The following is a 20,098-nucleotide window of genomic DNA, read 5'->3' as shown; positions in this document are numbered from 1 at the left end:
TCAAATGACCTTTTTTAATTTAGGACATAGTGTCCAACTTCATTTTACAATCGGCCGTTAATAATTTTTTCTGTATTAACTAAACATCTGTCTGGTACTGGATAGTTATTAGCAATTGCCCCGTTGACCCACTCTGCAACAACATCGTCGCGATTCAAGCCTAATTTGTCCTGGCAATAATTAACTGCATCGATTAAGAATTTGTCTTCCTCGTTGTTATCAGGATCAAGGAATGCAAATAATCTTTCTCTAATACCATCTTTTTCAATATAACCAGCCATAATGCCGTTATTGATAGTTTCTTTAGATTCTTGCACACCGAATTGGATCAATCTCACAAATGCCAACCGAGCTTGAGTTTGAATCCAATTTGGATTACCACGACCAGCATTTAAAAAAATGTTACTCTTTTCATTCTTTTGAGCTAGTGCTAACATCTTTCTACTAATTTCAAAAGCTCCTAGCGCTTCTAGCTTCTTTTCTTCTGAAACATCCATTTTACTTACGCTCCTAAGAAGATCTTACCTTCTCTAAAATCAAACAATAGATGTTGTAAATAACTAATACTTTAATCATTTACACCTTGAGCGTACCACCATTATTCTAAATCCGCAAAAATAACAGCTTGAATTTCACTTTTAATTTTGTTAGTTGAATAAAATAACTTCATGCTGCATTATGCTTATAATTGGCAATGATTATTATAAAAATTTATTTATGATTACCTATTAAATAACTAAAATAAATAACTTATTTTATAATATATAATTTAGTAATTTGTGTTTTAACGATAACGATGTTAATATATACACAATACATAATAATATTATTTTCAAAAAAATATCGTAAAAATCATTATTATAATTTCCCAGGAAATGATTTCATGTACAAAAAAAGATAAATCAGCTAATATGATTTACCTTTTCAATTTACAAAATATTTAAATTCTTTAACTCATTTACTAAGTTAACTGCAATAAAATCTCATGAAAGAAAAACTTTTAGAATTTTTCCAAAAATGAGTATTAAAATTATTTTCATTTTCACAAATCATTGTATTAATTTGCAAATCTAAACCTTTCTTGCATCCTAAGAAAAAAGAACGCCGATAACTCGCACTCAATCGTGTTATATCGGCGTTCTTTTGTCATTTTCTCACAACGTTATAACGCTTAGAACGATCTTCTAAGCTTCCATCTTCAGCTGCATAACCAATCGGCACAAGTACAGAGGTTTCAAAGCCCTCACTCATACCTAGATCTTTTTGAAGATTAGGAAATTGATTCATCGCCATAGCGCCGCCCATAACGTACACAGAAGCTAACCCTAAGTCTACCGCTTCAACCATCACATTCTCTGCGGCTACTGAAGCATCTCTCTCACCAAATTGACTTCCCTTCTTGGTATTGATCATAAATACAAGCGAAGCGTTATAACAGGAATTCCTAGTGCTGTCTTCAATCCTTTGCAATAGTTCTGGATCAGTAATTACGCTAAGTTCCATCACATCAGTTTGATGCATCCCGCATGGTGCAGCTTGAAAGGCATCAATTAACTTTTGGATTTTTTCTTCGTCTACTTTTTCATCAGTATATTTTCTAACTGCTCTTCTTCTAAAAATCGAATCCATGAAACTTCCTTCTTTCCATTTCTAAAACGTTTTCACAGACATTTTAATACACTTATTCAATGATATGAACCTTGTTTTTTCAAAAGAAAATAGATATATTCAACATGGTATAAACATATCATCTCTAAGAAGGAACCTGATCGTGAAAAAATACGAATATCCTAGTTATCATATCGCCGATATTGGTGACTATTTGAAAGTTTTTGCTTGTACAGCGGTAATGTCACAGCCGATTATGAGCATGATTGTAAATCTGCATCAATCAACGCAAACGCAATTTGGCTTTGGCATTCTCTATAACTTAGTAAAATATACCGCGCCAGCTTTTATCTTTGGCATTCTATACACCACTATTCGCATCAATGACCTTAACGGTAACTTTTCTTGCCAAAAGCACATGCATGATAATTGGTCCAACTTATTTATACCAACTATTTGGTGGACGTTAATTTACCTATTAGGCATGCCTTGGCTGCAGCAAATTAATAAATTTCACAATCTTGCTAGTTTTTGCTGGCAATTTATTAACGGAAACGCTGCTCCACACTTGTGGTACAACACAATGATGCTGCAATTTATCATCTTGATGCCAATATTTTGGGCAATTAGCCGTTATGTAAGCAATTCGCCAAAACGCGGTATTACTGTAGCTCTTCTTACCACAATTCTCTATCTTGGCTGGTTGTTTTTTTATGACAACTATGTTTTCCATGGTATTCACCAAACTGATTGGTACTTATTAGATCGAGTATTTATTTACGCTATCTTTGGTGTTTTAGCGTGGCAGTTCAGAAGCTATGTTAACCAATGGATTACGAAATTTTGGTGGATAATTGCCTTACTTTTCATCGCTTGCTTTATTTGGACTAATTATGAATTAAGTCAATTCGGATATCCAGTTAATTTCTATAACGCCCCCTATTACAAGCCCTCGATGACGTTTTATAGTTTGGCAGTTATTGGTTTGGTGGCTGCACTTGCTCTATATCAAGTGAGACAGCAACAAATTGGTAACTTGAAAATCTTCCATTTTTTGGCAACATATGCCTATCGCGCTTATTTATCAAACGTCTTTTGGAGTCAATTAATCTGGCGCGGGTTGAATATGCAGTATCACGCTATTTTTCATCCCTATCTGACATTATTTGATTGCTGGCTATTTACGTGGATATTGTCATTTTCTTCAGCATACCTGCTACATGTTTGGTGGACTAAAACTAAGAAAATCTTACTCAAAGTTCACCCACAGACGAATTAATTATCGCATTTAAAAAGCACTCATATTTCAATTCAATACGAGTGCTTTTTTCTTTCTTAGATTTTTTGCCTTAATAAAATCATATCTTGCAAGTGAAGTCCACTTTCATAAATTGGTTCGGAGTAATTTTTCACGAAGAAATCTTTCTTAACTTCAGTAATTCTAAACCCCAGCTTTTGATACAAATACAATTGCTTAAAACTAGTTGACCCTGTACCAATCGTTAGAGTTTCATAGCCATGAAACTTCGCAAAATGTCGAGCGTATTTAAGCAGCTGGGTGGCAATTCCTTGATTCTCATGACCCTCAGCTACCGCAATATTTTTTATTTCTAATTCGTTCTCACTCTGTGGAGTCAGAATAATCACACCAATTGGCTCCCTATTATCATCGATTTCAAAAGCAAAACCATTTTGAAGATATTTTTGAATTAAGCGCTTGGACGGATCAGCTCGAAGATATAACTGCCAATGTTTTTCTGTTGGTATTTTAGTTGGTGTAATTTGCATTGGATAAATCCTTTCACATTTATAATTATCCATATATTTATCATTTATCTAATCCCATAAATCATTGAAATTTGATAACGGCCAGTTTGAGTATTCAGAGAATCTACAACCTCATCAACAATATGTTGTCTTCCTAAATATATTTTTGGAATCTTTCCAAAATTTGGATCAAATGGATTCACAATTCTCGTCATATTCTCAACCTCTTTTTCATATCTCTTTAGATCTTTATTTATATTTTAGATGTCTTTAGATCTTATTCTATAATTCATGATTTCTAAAATCTCTTAATTTAATTAACCACTAAAAAAACGAGTGCAGCCGCGCTCGTCTTTCTATAATTATTCTTATTAAAATTTTCTAACACCATGTTGATAAACTTGCTTATCTTCTTGCTGAACTGCCTTAACATCCTCTAACGGATTTTCCTTCAATACCAAAAAGTCTGCATATTTTCCTGGTTCAAGAGAACCATATTCTTTATCAACTTTAAGTAGTTCTGCTGATCCCATTCCAGCAGCACGCAAAGCTTGATAATTGCTGGCACCAGCTCTAACAAGTTCTACAAGTTCTTTAGAACTGTTTTCTAATGGGTTCATAAAAGTTCCTGCATCTGTTCCAAGTGCCAACTTAACCCCAGCTTTAATCGCCTTTCCAACGTGTGCATAAAAAGCATCAACATGATCGCACATCTTTTGATATGAAAAATCTGATAATTTGCCTTTTCCATGATCTACGATCAATCGTCCAGCTATTAAGGTTGGTGATAAAAATGTTCCTTGCTTTTTCATCAACTCAATATCTTCATCACTTACATAAAAACCATGTTCAACTGAATCAACGCCGGCAACAACTGCGTAATGGATGCCAAGACGACCTTCTGCGTGTGCACAAACTGTCATATGCTTGGAATGTGCTTCTTCAACCGCCATCTTCATTTCTTCTAAAGAAAGTTCTGTATCATCAACTTGATCGCCTTGTGACATGATTCCACCAGTTGCCATTAATTTGACGTTTTCAGCACCTTTTTTAAATTGTTCACGAACTGCACGACGGACATCATCAGGAGAATTCACCAGATGTGATACATTTTCATCTTTATTTTCACCGACCATATAATCAGCGTGCCCACCCAAAATTGATATCGGCATCCCTGCTGGCTTTAATTCTGGCCCTTCAAAAGGCAATTTCTTTCTCATCTGTTTCAATTTAACATCAACATCGAATGGTACACCACAACTTCTAATATAAGTTACACCACCACGAAGCCCATCACGCAAGTTCTTCAATGCATTATAAGTGACTGAAGTTTCAGTAGTTGGAAAAGACGGATCATTTAAACTGAGAGAACCGATATGAGTGTGTGCATTTAGCAAACCTGACATCACATATTGTCTTTCAAGATCAACACGCTTATCTACATCTTCTGTGCATTGACCGCTCCCGCTTTTCACAAGTTTACCAGTTTCGTCATCTACGACAAACCAGGCATCAGAAACTAGTTTCTCACTAGTACCAACAAATAAATTACAATTTTCAAAAACAGTTTTAGTCATTATCTTTTCCTCATTACTTGGTTACATATGTATTCTTAAAGTCAAATGAACCACCATTGAAGCCTAAATTATGTACACTTTCACGAACCATCCATGCTTGCCCATCATGATACAAAGGAGTAAGTGGTTGTTGATCATTCAATACTTGTGCTGCTTCAAGTAAATACTTCATTCTCTTGTTTGCATTCATTTCTTTATCTGATTTTTCAAGTGCTGTGTTGTAAGCTGCGTTATCCCATTTACCAAAATTGTAATTTTGACCTTTCATCATAACGCTCAACATTGCATATGGATCGTTATAATCAGTGGTTAAACCGGTAAAGTCAACGTCATAGTCGCCATTCAACATATTACTTACACGTGTCGTCTTTGGCATACTTCTAACATTTAAAGTCAATTTTGAACCAAAAGTATCTTCTAGTTGACTTTGTACGTATTCCATTACCTTCTTTGAAACATCGTCATCGTCGCCGCCTAAAGTTAAAGTAACTTTGCTCTTGCCCAATTCTTTAAGTGCTTGATTAAACAATTTCTTAGCTTCTGCTTTATCAAAGCTAGTGTATTGTTGGTTCTTCAAATTCTTTCTTGAGTATTCATTAAAGTTTTGGTTATTTACATTTTCTTGTGGTCCAGTAAACTCAGTAGCTACTGTATTAGCACCACCAACAGTATTAGCCAATTGTTTTCTATTAAGTGCCATTGAAAATGCTCTACGTAAGTTCACATTGGCTAAATCTTTATTTTTAGAAACGTTATAAGTTAAATACTCTGTTCTATCTAATTTGAAAACTCGATATCCAGGTTGATTTTTTAATTGCTTAGAAGCTTGAGTATCAAGGTATGCGCCGTCAAGTTTATTACCTTGGTATAAGTTGTAGTCGGTTGATGGTGTCTTTTGAACGCTGTAGTTAACTGTGTCTAATTTCACATTTTTTGCGTCCCAATAATACTTATTCTTTTTAAGCTTCCAAGTTAAATTAGTTCCGCTCCAACCTTCACTGACAAATGCACCGTTATATACGCTATATTTCGATGCGGTACCATATTTTTTGCCATATTTTTCAACAGCTTTCTGATTAACTGGATTCCAATTTAATTGTTTAAAGTAAGGTACTGGATGATCTAAATGAACAACTAGTGTATGTTTATCTTTTGCTTCAACGCCTAAAGAAGAAGGCTGTTTCTTTCCAGATACAACTGCATTAGCATTTTTAACTGAAGAAAAATGATTTTGCTGTTGAGATTGAGTTTTAGGATCTAAAGTTCTACGAAGTGAATAAACAAAGTCGTTAGCTGTAACATCATCACCATTACTCCATTTAGCATTTTTTCTCAAATAAAATGTCCAAGTGAGCCCATCTTTACTTGTTTTAGATTTATAAGCAACGCCTGGTACAACCTTACCGTTATTTGCTTGTCTATATAGCCCTTCATAAACATTTTTGGCTTGTTCACCACTTGTTGTATCAACCATCTTGGATTGATCTAAAGTTTGAATCTCAGAAGTAGTCATCCAGGACATAGATTTTTTCAAATCTTTTGTGTTAGTTGATTGTGAACTAGAATTAGAATTTGAGCAAGCAGATAAAGTGAATACAGTGCCCATTACTAGTAATGATCTCGTTAACGTCTTTAATTCTTTCTTCATGTTAAACCCCTCGAATATTAATCTTAAATTTAACAACTTGATAAAGAAAAAAGGCGCCCTACTAGATCATATTGACCTAATAGGGCGCCTCAGCGCTGTACCACCTATCTTTCGCTGACAAAGTCAGCCTCATGCACGTGCGGCCCATCAATGATGAGCGATACGTCGCCGCTGTAAAGGGCGGTCCCTGAAACTACTCAATTCGTAATTTCTGCTCAAAGGTGATTTTCAGCAAAACTTTCGCTATTCCTTCTCACCAACCAGGAACTCTCTGAAAGCTACTCATTTAACGTACTTTCCTTCTCAAAGCTGTCATAATTTTTTCGTTGAACATAATACTACAGCATTAAAAATAAATGTCAACTATAAATCAAAATTTTCTTAAAATTAATTTTTCTAGTGCTTTTTTAATCTTAATTAAACAACAAAAAACCAACGATTTCTCGCTCATTTGCAAGATTTCGTTGGTTTTTCTGTTTTATAAAGTATTAGCTACTTTAACATATCTATTGTTTGAAAGTTGATAATATGACTTACCACGAAGTGTATACTTTTCTGCGTTGTTCTGAGCATCAATCGTAGTGCCTTTGCGCAAAGTTCTTTCACTGCGAACTCTTTTAGCATTTTCGTCATATACAAATGCATTACGAGTCAATTTTAATTTCTTAGCAGCTTGCTTTTCAGTATTAGCCACCTTAACAAATTGACCATTAGCTAATCTATAGAACTTTTTGCCTTGAATTGTTACTTTTTCAGCATTATTCAATGCATTGATCCATTGTTTTTTCTTAAGGAGAACTTTTTTACCGTTGCTAGTAACTACTCTACCTTGTTCATCGTAAACATAAGCATTATGCAATAATTGTAAACGCTTAGGTGTTTGTAACACAGTGTTGGCAGTCTTCACATATCTATTTTGTCCAATTTGATAGAATTTGTTTCCTTGAATTGTGAATACTTGACCATTTTGAAGTGCTGAAATAGTTTGTCCTTTAGGTAAAACTAATTTCTTGTCATCCAAAACAACTACTTGACCATCTCCGTCATAAACAAATGCATTGTGCTGAAGAGTAAATGTCTTAACTACCAACGCTTCTGTTTGATTTCCTGACGCATCAGTATTTGCAGTTTGATCCGGAATTACTACAGAAGTATTATCACCAGTATTTGGCTTTTCTGGAGTAGTTGGAACCATGTATTGTGGATCATAGTGAACCGTAATCTTCTTTTCAACACGATTGCCTACTTGGTCAACTGCGTAAACAGTGAAAATATGAGTGGTTGGATTTTCACCGTCATCATTCAATTGGAATTCCTCAGAAAATTCATGTGCTGGATATGGATTTACTTGATCAGTATCAGTATTCAAGCCTTCTAGTCTGTTATAACCAGAATTCAGGAATTCTCTGTAGATGTTATTTCCATTTACAAACAAACGGTAGCCATCAAGATTATCATTTACCTTCCCTGACAATCTGAAGACTGGAGTATTAGTCCAAACTTCTAATTCATTTCCATTCACTTGATCAACTGTAAGATTTGGTTTAACAACATCCAAGATTAAGTTCAAAGTACCGCGAACTCTTTGACCATCTTGTTTAGTGTAGATGTAAGCTAGTGGACGTTGCCCTGTTGGGTCAGCTGTAAATGAGAATGTAAATTGACCGTCTTGACCAAGTTGAACTTGGTTTTCAGGAGCATCTTCATTTGAATTATCACCTAAGACAGTCAAACTTTGAACGCCTTGATCCACATTACCCTTAACAGTAAATTTATGAGTCAATGGGTTGTAGTAACCTAGTGCAACAGCGTTTTCGCCAAATCTAGTAGTGTCATTATCGTTCATGTAATCGAAATGAATATCTGGATTTAGATCAGTTCTAGTTGTTAAATCTGATAAGCTGTGGCCTGGTAAAGCACCTGGAACTGGACCAAATGATTCACTTGGTTTTTCTTGATAATCAACACCTAGTTGTTCTGCAGTAGTGTATACTTGATGAGTTTCCGCTGTTGGATCATAAACCACTCCCAAGTAGATTGGGCTGTAACTTGATGGTCCCGCTTGACTGCTTCGATCTTCATATCCAGCAGAATTAGTTACAACTGTCCATCCTCTTAGAACAGTTCTTACACCATTAACGTGGAAAGTCGCTACGCCGTCTTTAACTTCGCCTACATAAATCCGATTAGTGAAGTAATCTTGCGCATATGCTTCAACTTTGACACCAGAATTTCCCTGTGTTACTGCCGCTTGAACGATTGTATCTTCGACATTATTAGTTCTAACTGCATTAAGGGAAAGACCAAAACTGGTTGGTCTCGTATCCACTGTTTGCCATTCAAAGAATGAAGCAGGAGTGTAAGTACTTAATGCATTAACAACATCATTACCTTCTGCATCCCTTGAGAACACGAGGTTTTTAGCGTCTGCCTTAACAGGTACAACAAAGGTACCATTTTGAACTTGAACCTTAGCTCCATTCAAGTAGAAATCTTCATTGGCAGAACCCTTTAAGTAATAAGTATCAGTTGCCTTATCATAATCTGCAGAATTCTTATTAAAAGTAGCACCATTAGTTGCATTCCAAACTACAACAGGTGTCGTGCCTGGTCCTTCAACCTCAACAGTTTCAAAGCTAGAATTGTTCGCAACATCACTCAAGACTACACTAATTTGATTCTTCACACCTGATAATGCAGCTTGTTCTTCTTCTGATAAAACAAAATTAAAGTGACCTTTTGTCTTATCTGCATCTTCAAATCCTGTACCACTTTCACTGTCATCAAGCTTATGAGCAAAAACCTTGTCATTAATCTTAACGTTAGCAAATGAATAGCTAGTAAATCCTGCACCTTCATCTGAATAGGTACCAGAAAGAGTGTGATCTGCAGCATTATAAGTAAAGTTTGAGATTTTTGGAGCCTTAGTATCAACAATTACTGGGAAATCAGCAGTTTGTTTTTGGTTGTCACCACTATTCCAGAGTGTTGCCACAAAGCGATATGTGTAATTCCCATCTTTAGCAGTAACCATCTGGCCAGTCTTTGAATCATAAACCTTACCATCCCATTCAAAAGCATTCGGGTTGTCTCTCATTGAGACTGATGCAGAAAGATCAGTAGTAACACCATTATTGTCGTAAGATTTATCTACACCTTGAACATCTGCAACTACTCTAACTACTTTTCCGTTAGAATCTAAGATTTGGACTTGCAAGTCCTTCAGGTTTTGCTTTAAGAAAGCGAATGGTTTGATCAAATCACTGTTAGAATCATTATTTGGTGAAAATGCCACTTTTCCACTTTCGTACAATTTAGCAATTTCTTGCCAGTTTTCTGCACCGTCTGACCCATAGAGTTTCTTCAAAGAATCTTGATCAGCAACACCTAATGGATAATTGTTTTCATCTACAAATTCATTACCATAGATATCTGCTTTTTCATTAGCATTCTTATCAAAAACATTTTCGCTGGTTAAGTCACCATAGTATGACAAGTATGGAACAACAACTTTTGATTTACCATCATCATTAGTAAAGCGAAGCCAACCTTCGACAATTTGGTTCTTATTAAGACCAGTTAAATCTAAACTAAATTGAAGTTGCTTTGTTTCACCAGCAGCTAATTTAAAGGTATTTTCACCATTTACTCTCGCACCAGCAAGTTGTTCGTCATGGAAAGTCCCGTTTGTTTCATCTCTAACTTCAGTAAAACCGCCACCTAAATCGTCAAAGGTATAGCTTTGTTCTTGCTCAGTTAAATTATGGAAATTCAAGGTAAAAGTTGTTTTATCACCTACTTGATGAAGTGAAACTGACCCAATACCATCTTCTCCAGTAACATAAACTGGTGCAGCAGTTGCAGCTCCAACGTCAATTTGGCCAGCACCTTGTCTTCTTGGAGATACTGGTGTTGTGTATCCATTTTGAGTTTGAATATTTGCACTATTCATCAATAATGCTTTGGCTACTTTAACTCGTTCAGCACCTGTTAATTCTGGATTAGTTTGCTTCAATCTTTGAAGTACAAGTGCTGCAGCACCTGCCGCAAATGGACCTGCCATAGAAGTACCACTTTTTGTACCATATCGATCATCATTAATCGTAGATACAACACGATATCCAGGAGCCGCAATATCTGGCTTCAAAGTAAAGTCCGAAGTTGGTCCCCAAGATGAGAAGTATGCCATATCACTAGCAGAACCTAGCCCAGAAGTTTCTGCTGCAACTGTTAATGCATTTTGAGAAGCACCTGGATTGGCAACAGTACCAGAATTAATTGGCTCATAATTTCCTTTATTTGAACCACTTTGGTACCCACTTGGTGAACTAATATTGTTAGTGTTAGAAACTGAAGCAGAGTTACCGTTATTAGAGGCAGAAATTGAAACAAAGACGCCGTGATCAATTGCGTATTGAACTGCTTTTTGTTCAATGTTGGTTAATTGACGATCAGCAACACCAATACCAATTGACATTTGAATTACATCTGCACCTAAATTAGTTGCGTCATAAATTGCTCTTGCAACATCATCAAATTTTTCGTCAGGAAATTGACCAAAAACTCTCATTTGCATTAATTGTGCTTCAGGAGCAACACCCACAACATACTGATTTTGTCCATCAGGTTTTCCATCTGCTGCAATAGTCCCTGATACGTGTTGACCGTGATCACTATCATTAGGATTTAGATCATCAGATTTAATGTAATCATTATCACGATTCGCATAATTATACACATACGGAAACTTTTCGTTCACGTATTTGCCATATCCCTGTTGATCAATTTTAGTTTGAATATCTTCTCTTGATAGTTTAGGATTTTCAGGCATTTGCTGAAAATCTTTGTGTTCTGTATCTGCACCTGAGTCAATTACTGCAACAACCGTTCCTTGCCCTTGGTAACCTTGATCCCATGCCGATTGAACATTACCTTTTACATGATCCTGATTGTTAGCTGGCGGGGTAACTTGTGAAGCTTGCTGATCAGTTTCTGTTTGTGATGTTTGATTTGTTTCAGTTGTTTGTGCTCCAACATTATCTTCGTTACCTTGATTTGATGAAGTGTCAACCGCATCATTTTCAACAGTCTTAACTTGTAAAGTGGCTTCTGGATTATTAGTATCTGCTTTTACAACCTGTCCATTTGTTAAAAATACAGTTGAACCTGAAGCCAAGGCAATAACAGCAGTGGCAACCCACTTATTACGTACTGCTGCAATAGCTGACGCCTTTCTCTTCGTATCAATTTCATCAAGACTCTGTCTTGATTTCAAAACATAGGAATATTTACTCGTCTTAGGCCAGATATATTTTGTCATGGCTTCGTCCTCCAAACTATAGTTGTGTTTTTTAATATTTCCTAAAATATTATCATGATTATTTAATACAATCAATAACAATATTTATTTTATTTTAATGCTATTACTTAATAATTGATTAACAGCCTATTATTTAATAGCTTAGTGATTATATTTTTATTTAAACATTAAAAAAGATCCTACTTTTTGTAGGATCAATATCATATTCGCCTATTGCTTTCGTTATATATTTTCTTCAATAAAGCTTCGCATCGCTTCATACAAATCTGTTAAGGCGGTTTCTTCAATTGGATAGTGCGAACCGTTTCTTAACGTTGTTCTCGTAACTTTTACATGCGTTAATTTATCCAAAAATGGGTCACTTAACCATTGTGGTGTCCATTTATCTGCATCTGGTTGCGTTAGCAAAACTGGACAAACGTTGAAATTTTCAGGTTCTACTTCAGGCGCATAAGTCATATAACTATTCATGAATCTCATTGATACTTTATTTCCGCCAGAAGTAGCATCATTCAACATCACCTTCAAGCATGCGGGATCATTCACTAAAGCCGACATTTTCGAAGGAATACTCATTTTCATTTTAAATTTTGAAAGACCCATGTTAGTTGCCATTTTTGTTAATCGCGTTCCAAAAGTACCCCAGAACCAATTACTTGTAGTTGTCATCTGGACATCTTTACTTCGCTGATCTAAGAAGGTCATTCCAATAATACCTTTTACTTTCTTATTTTTTGCAGCAACATGGTATGTTTCCATCCCCCCTGCAGAAAGTCCATATAAGAAAATTGGGCGATCATCTTTTTCAAGCTCGCGATCGATTAAATCAGATCCACATTGAACCCAATCATCATAACTGATATTTTGACCTTTTTCCACTTTAGTAACACCATAAGTTGGCATATCCACAGAAATTGTTTCATAGCCATCTTGGGCAAGTGGTCCGCCAATAATCATAGAGATCTGTCGACCATTAGTACCTACACCATGAAACATAATAATTTTTGCTTTAGCTTGAGGATTTCGAAAAGTATCTAAATGAACATTATTACCTCTCCAGTTCCAGTGCTCTTCTCTTGGACAATAATTTTCATTGTAGTGATACTTTTCTGGGAGAAAACTTTCTACTTCTTTCCAAGCTTTTTGATTTTTATATGTTGCTGTCATTGTTATAGCCTCCGTCTTGTTGATGGTATTAACTATAGCAATAGAGCTTACTTTCGTAATTAACCTATGTTAACGATTTTGAATTTTTCTTCTAAGTCTGCTCAAGCTTTCTTTTTTGATTCCTATGTATGAAGCAATTTGATTCTGTGGAATTCTCTTCTCGGCTGATCCGAACAATTTTTGAAAAGCTTCATATCGACCTTTTGCATCAAGATTTTGAAAACCATACTCTCGATTCATTTTGTATTGCAATGTGGCTTCGAGCGCTTTTATATAAAATGTCTTCAGTTGATCATTTTCCATAATAATTTGTTTTAAAGTATCTGCGTCGAACTTTAAACAGTATAAATCTTCAATTGCATCAAACGATTCGATACTAGTATTAGAAAATAAACTTTCACCAAGTAAAAAATCTTGTTCTAACATGAAATTTCGAACAATATCATTGCCCTTTTCATCCGTTACATAAGATCTTGCTAAGCCTTGAGTGATAAGATCCACAGCTGATTGGGTTTGATTGACTCCTAAAACCATGCTTCCACGTGGAAAATTTACCTGTTCTGATATCAAAGCAAGTTTGTGCAGCGTTGATGCAGCAATTATTATTTCATACTTTTCAAATGCTTTTGCTAGATATTTTTCTTTTACTTCAGTTTTCATAACGTGTTACCTTTAGTCATTTTTTCAGTGAAATTTTTTCTGTAAGCAGTCGGAGAATAATTCGTTTTAGCTTTAAACATTTTAGAAAAAGCAAGTGAATCTTTAAATCCAACTGAATTAGCAACAACAATAATCGAATTTTCAGTAGTTGCCAATAAATTTTGAGATTTTTTTATTCTCAAATTATTTAAGTACTGCTTAGGAGACTTCCCAGTTTCTTTCTTAAATGCATCACTCAAGTAATTTACATTCACGCCTAAAAAGTTAGCCACATCTCTAACTTTTATTGCATCAGAATAATTCAAGTCAATGTATCGCTTAGCTAATGTTGCAACAGAATTATGAGTTTTTATTTGAACAGGATTTAATTCATCCATAAGTGAGCCAAAAATACTATATGTAATTCCAGAAACTTTCAATGCTGAGGCTAATGAATTGTGAGGCAAATTGATAATCTTACGAATTTCTTTTTCATAACTAGTTGCATCACTTATATCAAAAACAAAGGTGCCATTATTTAATAAATATTCTACATATCGATCAGATTGAATTCCTAGAAAACCAACCCATGAATATTCCCACGGATTTTGTTGATCTGCAGTATAAACTGAGACATATCCTTTAGGAACAATAAAGCATTGATTCTTATGAACATGAAATTTATGTTCACCAATTTCAAGTGTTCCACAACCTTCTTTGACAAAATGGATAAAATGATAATCCCGTCGCTTAGGACCATAGGTCCAGCCTGGATCACAATATTCTACGCCACAATTGTAGAGAATAAAGTCTGAAATTTCTTTGTTATTAAAATCGGTATATGTATCTGTATAATTTAGTAAAAGTTTTGACATTCTATAAAATCTGAGATTTTTCCATAAAGATATTAATTTTAGCTATTCTTTTCACATAGTATAACCGCTTACAATAATGCTGTAAAGAAAAATAAAAAAAGAATTGTAGGTGAAACAATGAAAAATATCCATAAGAATATTCTTCACATTGAACCGACCCATGGATTAATCAATGATCCAAATGGATTAATTTATGATCATGGAAAATATTTTGTTTTTTATCAATGGAATCGTTTCAAACTAGATCATTCTTATAAAGAGTGGGGGCTTACAACTTCATTTGATTTAATTCATTGGCAAAGCCAAGGGTCAGCTTTAATCCCTGATACTATTAAAGACAAAGATGGCGTTTATTCAGGAAGCGCTATTCCAAAGGATGGGAAAATTCATGTTTTTTATACTGGCAACACCAAAAATAATGGCAATCGAAAAAGCTACCAAATTCATGCAATTTTGGAAAAAGAAAATACCTTTGTGAAGCAACCACAGACAATAGAAACCCCATCTGGCTATACAGAACATTTTCGAGATCCATTCATTTCCAAAGAAAATGATCATTGGCAGATGCTAGTGGGAGCCCAAACCGATAATCATCATGGAACAATCGCTATTTTTACTTCTGATGATTTAAAAAAATGGCAGTATCAAGGTAAATATTTTGAAAATAAAATCTTAGATCAAATGTGTGAATGTCCTAACCTGGTTACATTCAAAGACAAGCGTTTATTACTAGTTTGTCCGCAAAAACGACAAATTAATCTTGATCAAGATATTTCTAGTTATTCCGCTTATTACATCGGAAAACAAGAAAACAATCGATTCATCCCTGACAGCAAGTTAACTAAATTGGACGAAGGATTTGATTTTTATTCACCACAGGTATTTCAAGATAAATCTGGTCGAAAAATCATGTTAGCTTGGATGTCCCGTATGACTGACACACAAGAAGAAGCATGTCCTACTAAACAATTCGGTTATATGCATTGTTTAACTCTTCCAAGAGAATTGATTCTAAAAAATGGAAAATTATACCAGCAGCCTCTCAAAGAATATCTTGATGCAAGTCAGACAAGAAAAAAAATAGAAACAAAAGAAATCAAATTTGATTCAAATTTATGTTTTGAAATTTTTCATTTTAATCCGTCCAATAATTCAAAATTTGAAATAAGTCTTTTTAATGACAACATTCAGCTTGAATATAAAAATAAAAATCTAACTTTTCGTAGAAAAGATTGGTCAACTTCAAAATTCAACACTAAGACTTTTCAAATTAATGAGATTTATCAAATTGATTTTTACTGTGATCGCTCAGCTATTGAAATTTTTATCAATAATGGCGAAAAAGTATTATCTGCAAGATACTTTTGCAATGAAAATGAGAGAAAGAATATATTTTTATCATCCCATAATTTCAAATTTGAAATCAAGGATTTAAAAATTTAGAGGGTAAAAAGATGAATAACAAAGAACTAGCAGAAAAAATATTTGAATTAGTTGGTGGATCCGATAATATTGATTCCGCTATGCACTGTGCCACTCGTTTAAGAGTTATGGTCAAAGACAAAAGTAAGGTTAAAGTTAAAGAAATTGAAAGCTTATCAAAAGTTAAAGGTTCTTTCTTTAATGCTGGCCAATATCAAATTATTTTAGGAACTGGCCTTGTTGACAAGGTCTATGATGAATTCGCTCCACTTCTTAATAACAGAAGTAGTGATGAATCTTCATCTAATACTAAAAAGAAATTCTCATTTAAACAAAGTATTCGTGTATTTGGTGACGTTTTTGTGCCAATTATTCCAGTATTAGTTGCAACAGGTTTATTTATGGGGCTTAGAGGATTATTAACTCAAGATTCCATTCTTCAACTTTTCGGAATGACAACTAAAAGTATCCCACATGAATTATTACTACTTACTAATATCCTGACAGATACTGCTTTCGCATTCTTACCCGCATTAGTTTGTTGGTCAACATTTAAGATTTTCGGTGGAACTCCTGTCCTCGGTATTGTTCTAGGCTTAATGTTGGTTAGTCCGGCATTACCTGATGCTTATGCAGTAGCTCAAGGTAAGATCTCACCTATTATGCTTTTTAACTTTATTCCTATTACCGGTTATCAAGGATCAGTCTTGCCTGCATTTATGACTGGAATTCTAGCTTCCAAGTTTGAAAAATGGCTAAGAAAATGGATTCCAGATTCACTTGATTTGATCCTTCGTCCATTCTTAACCTTATTGTTTGGTTTAATTGCCGGTTTACTTGTATTAGGACCTATCTTCCACAGCGTTGAAGAAGGAGTATTAGTTACTGTTTCTGCTTTACTAGAATTACCATTTGGTATTGGTGGTTTCCTTTACGGTTGTTTTGGTCAATTATTAGGTATTGTCGGTATCCACCATATCTTGAATATGCTTGAAATCAACATGCTTGCTCAATATCACTGGGACTTCTTAAACCCAATTGGTACCTGCGGTAACATTGCAGAAGCTGGTGTTGTATTAGCTGTTGCTATTAAAACTCATTCAAATAAGATGAAGCAAATTGCTTACCCTTCATCATTATCAGCTGCCTTAGGTATTACTGAACCTGCCGTATTCGGTGTTTCACTTAGATTAGTTAAACCATTCATTTGTTCAATGATTGCTGGTGGTATTGGTGGCTTCTTAGCATCATTACTTCAATTAAAAGCAACTGGTATGGGTTTAACTGGAATTCCAGGAACCTTACTTTACTTAAACAATCAATTACCTTTATACATTTTGGTTAACTTAGTTTCATTTGCTAGTGGTTTTGCACTTACCTGGGCTTTTGGTTACACCAAGAACATGGATGCTGAATTAGCAGATACTAATGAAGAATTAGCAGAAATCAAACTTGAAAATGAAAATATTTTAAGCCCTGTAACTGGTGAAGCCTTTGAATTAAGTAAAGCTAAAGATGAAGTATTCTCATCATTATCACTTGGTGATGGTATTGCCTTTAACCCTATAGAAGGTAAAGTTTTTGCACCTGTAAACGGAACTATCACAGTTGCCTACCCAACCAAACATGCTATTGGAATTACCTCTGACAATGGTGTAGAAGTATTAATTCACATTGGGATTGATACTGTTGAACTTCAAGGAAAATACTTCGAAAGTAACATTAAACAGGGTATGCATGTCAAAGCTGGTCAAGAATTAGTACGTTTCGATCTTGATAAAGTTGAGTCCGAAGGTTATGACCCAACTGTTATGATGATCATTACTAATACGACCGCTTATCAAGCAATCTTGCCAGAAAAATATGGTGATATCAAACACGGTGATATAGCAGTTGCTACCAAAGCATAAAATTGAGGTTAAATATGATTGATGTAATTAACAATAAATTTTTTCATCTTCACAATTCCAATGTTAGCTATATTTTTTATGTAATGCAGAATGGTCAACTAGGTCATTTGTATTATGGCAAAGATTTAGGCAAATTATCTTTTGATGATCTCAATTATTTAATTGGCTCACCTACTCGTTCAGCTGATGTTGTAGATTTCGATATAAACTTTCCAAATTTCAGTTTAGCTGCTGAGATGCAAGAGTTTCCTGTTTACGGAATCGGAGATTTTAGAGAAGGAGCACTTAGCTTAAGTGTGAATAACTCTTATCTGTATCCAAATTTTAAATATGTTTCTTCACAAATCACCTATGGAAAAAAGCGAGGAGATCATCCATCTTCTTTTGGTAAAGATGCTGAAAACTTAATCATTGAACTGGAAGAAACTGATCTCAAGTTAAAACTAGTTCTAACTTATAGCCTTTTTTCAAACTCAAGCGCAATTGTGAGAAAAGCTGAGATTATCAATCAAGGGAAACAGAATATTAGAATTGAAAATATTCAAAGTAATGTCCTTTCTTTACCAGTGACAGACTATGACTTTTTGCAATTATCTGGTGCTTGGCTAAAAGAAAGACACATCCATTTACGTTCTTTATCGCAAGGAATTACCAAGATCGAATCTTTACGTGGAGCATCTGGACATGAAGAAAATCCCTTTGTAGCTTTAGTTGACAAAAAAGTTACAAATAATTCTGGTGAAATCTATGCTTCAAACTTAATTTATTCTGGAAACTTTATTGCTCAAGTTCAAGTTGACCAGTGGAATACTTGCCGACTGACTAGCGGTATTAATCCCGAAACGTTTTCTTGGCAGTTAAGGTCAAACGAGTCTTTTACCAGTCCTGAAGGTGTATTATTTTACACAATTAACGGCTATAACGGCTTGATAAGACAAACACATAATTTTGTTCAAAATCATATTATTTCCCCAAAATGGAATAAGAAACCTTATCCGATTATAGTTAATAACTGGGAGGCAACCTACTTTGATTTCGATGAAAAAAGCTTAAAAAGATTAGTTGATAAATCTGCTACAATCGGTACTGAATGCTTTGTTTTAGATGACGGTTGGTTTGGAAAACGTAATAACAGTCATAGCTCTCTAGGTAATTGGACCGTAAATAAAGAAAAGTTTCCTCATGGTTTAAAAAAGTTCAGTGATTACGTCCATAATTCAAAAATGAAATTTGGATTATGGTTTGAACCGGAAATGATCTCTGCCGATACTCCTTTGTTTAAAAAACATCCTGACTGGGTAGTTCACCATCCCTATCCAAGATACAGTATCGGTAGACATCAATATGTATTAGATTTTTGTAATCCTGAGGTAGTAGATAATATTTTTTCTCAAATAGAAAAAATCATTCAAGAAGCTGAAGTGGATTACATTAAATGGGATATGAATCGCAATATCACTGAGGCCTATTCTCCATATTTAACAAGAATAAAACGTCCCCAAGGAGAATTTTTTCATCGATATATCCAAGGTGTCTACGACTTATATCAACGTCTGCTCAAAAAATTTCCATCATTATTAATCGAAGGTTGTGCTAGTGGTGGTGGACGTTTTGATCTAGGAATTTTGTACTACAGTCCTAAAATTTGGCCAAGTGATGATTCAGATGCAGTCGAAAGATTAGACATTATGACTGGAACGTTACTCGCATATCCTCTCTCAACATTTGTGAATCACGTTTCAGCAGTACCAAATGAACAAATCTTTCGTGAAACAAATTTAAAATTTAGACAAGATGTTGCCTGTTTTGGCTCCTTAGGATATGAATTAGATCTAAACAAATTGTCAGATGATGAACTTAAAGAAATACAAAAGTATACTTCTTGGTACAAGAGTAATAGAACACTCCTGAATTATGGAAATTTTTATCAAATATCTCCATTAATTCAAGATAATGTTTATTCTTGGGCTGTAGCCAACGGTGATAAGCAAATTGTGGGTTTTTACCGTAAACTAGCCCGTCCTAATGAAACACTAGATCAGTATCTTCCTCTCTCTAAGGTTAAATTAACTGAAACTTGAAAGCACTAAAATACACCAGAACCCTCCTCGGTTCTGGTTTTTCCTTGTCTAAATTAGTTTCAAGCTGTTTGTTTTAGTTTGATT

Annotated in this window: 13 protein-coding genes, 1 pseudogene and 1 other annotated feature; of the genes and pseudogenes, 4 read left to right on the top strand and 10 right to left on the bottom strand. The window is 34.7% G+C overall.

Annotation, left to right across the window (positions count from 1 at the left end; genetic code table 11):
- Positions 1-56: 56 nt before the first annotated feature.
- Positions 57-497: pseudogene (locus FC46_RS08310) on the bottom strand (bifunctional aspartate transaminase/aspartate 4-decarboxylase); the annotation flags it as partial.
- Positions 498-1,146: 649 nt separating this feature from the next.
- On the bottom strand, positions 1,147-1,629 hold the full coding sequence (locus FC46_RS08305; RefSeq protein ID WP_057799691.1) for a nitroreductase family protein: 483 nt from the start codon (positions 1,627-1,629) through the stop codon (positions 1,147-1,149).
- A gap of 142 nt (positions 1,630-1,771) precedes the next feature.
- Here FC46_RS08305 and FC46_RS08300 point away from each other — a divergent pair, with 142 nt between their 5' ends.
- Entirely contained in the window at positions 1,772-2,887 is a 1,116-nt protein-coding gene (locus FC46_RS08300; RefSeq protein ID WP_057799689.1) for an acyltransferase family protein, read from the top strand.
- 56 nt (positions 2,888-2,943) lie between these two features.
- Here the strand turns inward: FC46_RS08300 and FC46_RS08295 are convergent, their stop codons facing one another.
- The 8 genes from FC46_RS08295 to FC46_RS08265 all read right to left on the bottom strand — a co-directional run bounded on the left by FC46_RS08295 (position 2,944) and on the right by FC46_RS08265 (position 14,601).
- Entirely contained in the window at positions 2,944-3,396 is a 453-nt protein-coding gene (locus FC46_RS08295) for a GNAT family N-acetyltransferase (RefSeq protein WP_057799687.1), read from the bottom strand.
- A 44-nt stretch (positions 3,397-3,440) separates the two neighbouring features.
- Positions 3,441-3,590 carry a hypothetical protein gene (locus tag FC46_RS10160; protein ID WP_236702307.1) on the bottom strand — a complete coding sequence of 50 codons (150 nt, stop codon included), beginning with the start codon at positions 3,588-3,590 and terminating at the stop codon, positions 3,441-3,443.
- A 156-nt stretch (positions 3,591-3,746) separates the two neighbouring features.
- Positions 3,747-4,952 (bottom strand): metal-dependent hydrolase family protein, encoded by a 1,206-nt coding sequence (locus FC46_RS08290; RefSeq protein ID WP_057799686.1) that lies wholly within the window; start codon positions 4,950-4,952, stop codon positions 3,747-3,749.
- 13 nt (positions 4,953-4,965) lie between these two features.
- Positions 4,966-6,600, bottom strand: a complete 1,635-nt coding sequence (locus tag FC46_RS08285; RefSeq protein ID WP_057799683.1) for a peptide ABC transporter substrate-binding protein — start codon at positions 6,598-6,600, stop codon at positions 4,966-4,968.
- Between the two features lie 77 nt (positions 6,601-6,677).
- Positions 6,678-6,916 (bottom strand) — a binding site (T-box leader).
- Positions 6,917-7,078: 162 nt separating this feature from the next.
- Positions 7,079-11,920: a S8 family serine peptidase gene (locus FC46_RS08280; protein ID WP_057799681.1), complete on the bottom strand. Its 4,842-nt coding sequence runs from the start codon at positions 11,918-11,920 to the stop codon at positions 7,079-7,081.
- 222 nt (positions 11,921-12,142) lie between these two features.
- Positions 12,143-13,087, bottom strand: coding sequence for an alpha/beta hydrolase (locus tag FC46_RS08275; protein ID WP_057799679.1), 945 nt, complete (start codon positions 13,085-13,087; stop codon positions 12,143-12,145).
- 69 nt (positions 13,088-13,156) lie between these two features.
- The gene (locus FC46_RS08270) at positions 13,157-13,747 is read right to left on the bottom strand and encodes a Crp/Fnr family transcriptional regulator (RefSeq protein WP_057799677.1); all 591 of its coding nucleotides are present in this window, start codon (positions 13,745-13,747) and stop codon (positions 13,157-13,159) included.
- The gene (locus tag FC46_RS08265) at positions 13,744-14,601 is read right to left on the bottom strand and encodes an AraC family transcriptional regulator (RefSeq protein ID WP_057799675.1); all 858 of its coding nucleotides are present in this window, start codon (positions 14,599-14,601) and stop codon (positions 13,744-13,746) included. The genes FC46_RS08270 and FC46_RS08265 overlap by 4 nt, the downstream gene beginning before the upstream one ends.
- 117 nt (positions 14,602-14,718) lie before the next feature.
- On the opposite strand from FC46_RS08265, the gene FC46_RS08260 reads away from it, so the two are divergent.
- From FC46_RS08260 to FC46_RS08250, 3 genes are read left to right on the top strand one after another with little or no spacing between them, the layout of a single operon-like run.
- Positions 14,719-16,044 carry a glycoside hydrolase family 32 protein gene (locus tag FC46_RS08260; RefSeq protein ID WP_083478042.1) on the top strand — a complete coding sequence of 442 codons (1,326 nt, stop codon included), beginning with the start codon at positions 14,719-14,721 and terminating at the stop codon, positions 16,042-16,044.
- 11 nt (positions 16,045-16,055) lie between these two features.
- Positions 16,056-17,933 (top strand): PTS sucrose transporter subunit IIABC, encoded by a 1,878-nt coding sequence (locus FC46_RS08255; protein WP_057799673.1) that lies wholly within the window; start codon positions 16,056-16,058, stop codon positions 17,931-17,933.
- A 14-nt stretch (positions 17,934-17,947) separates the two neighbouring features.
- Positions 17,948-20,014: an alpha-galactosidase gene (locus tag FC46_RS08250; protein WP_057799671.1), complete on the top strand. Its 2,067-nt coding sequence runs from the start codon at positions 17,948-17,950 to the stop codon at positions 20,012-20,014.
- The last annotated feature ends 84 nt before the right edge of the window (positions 20,015-20,098 follow it).

Origin of the sequence: Lactobacillus kalixensis DSM 16043, assembly GCF_001434335.1 — a bacterium.
GTDB lineage: Bacteria > Bacillota > Bacilli > Lactobacillales > Lactobacillaceae > Lactobacillus > Lactobacillus kalixensis.
The sequence above is the reverse complement of the archived record's forward strand: the minus strand, read 5'-3'. Positions and strand labels throughout refer to the sequence as shown.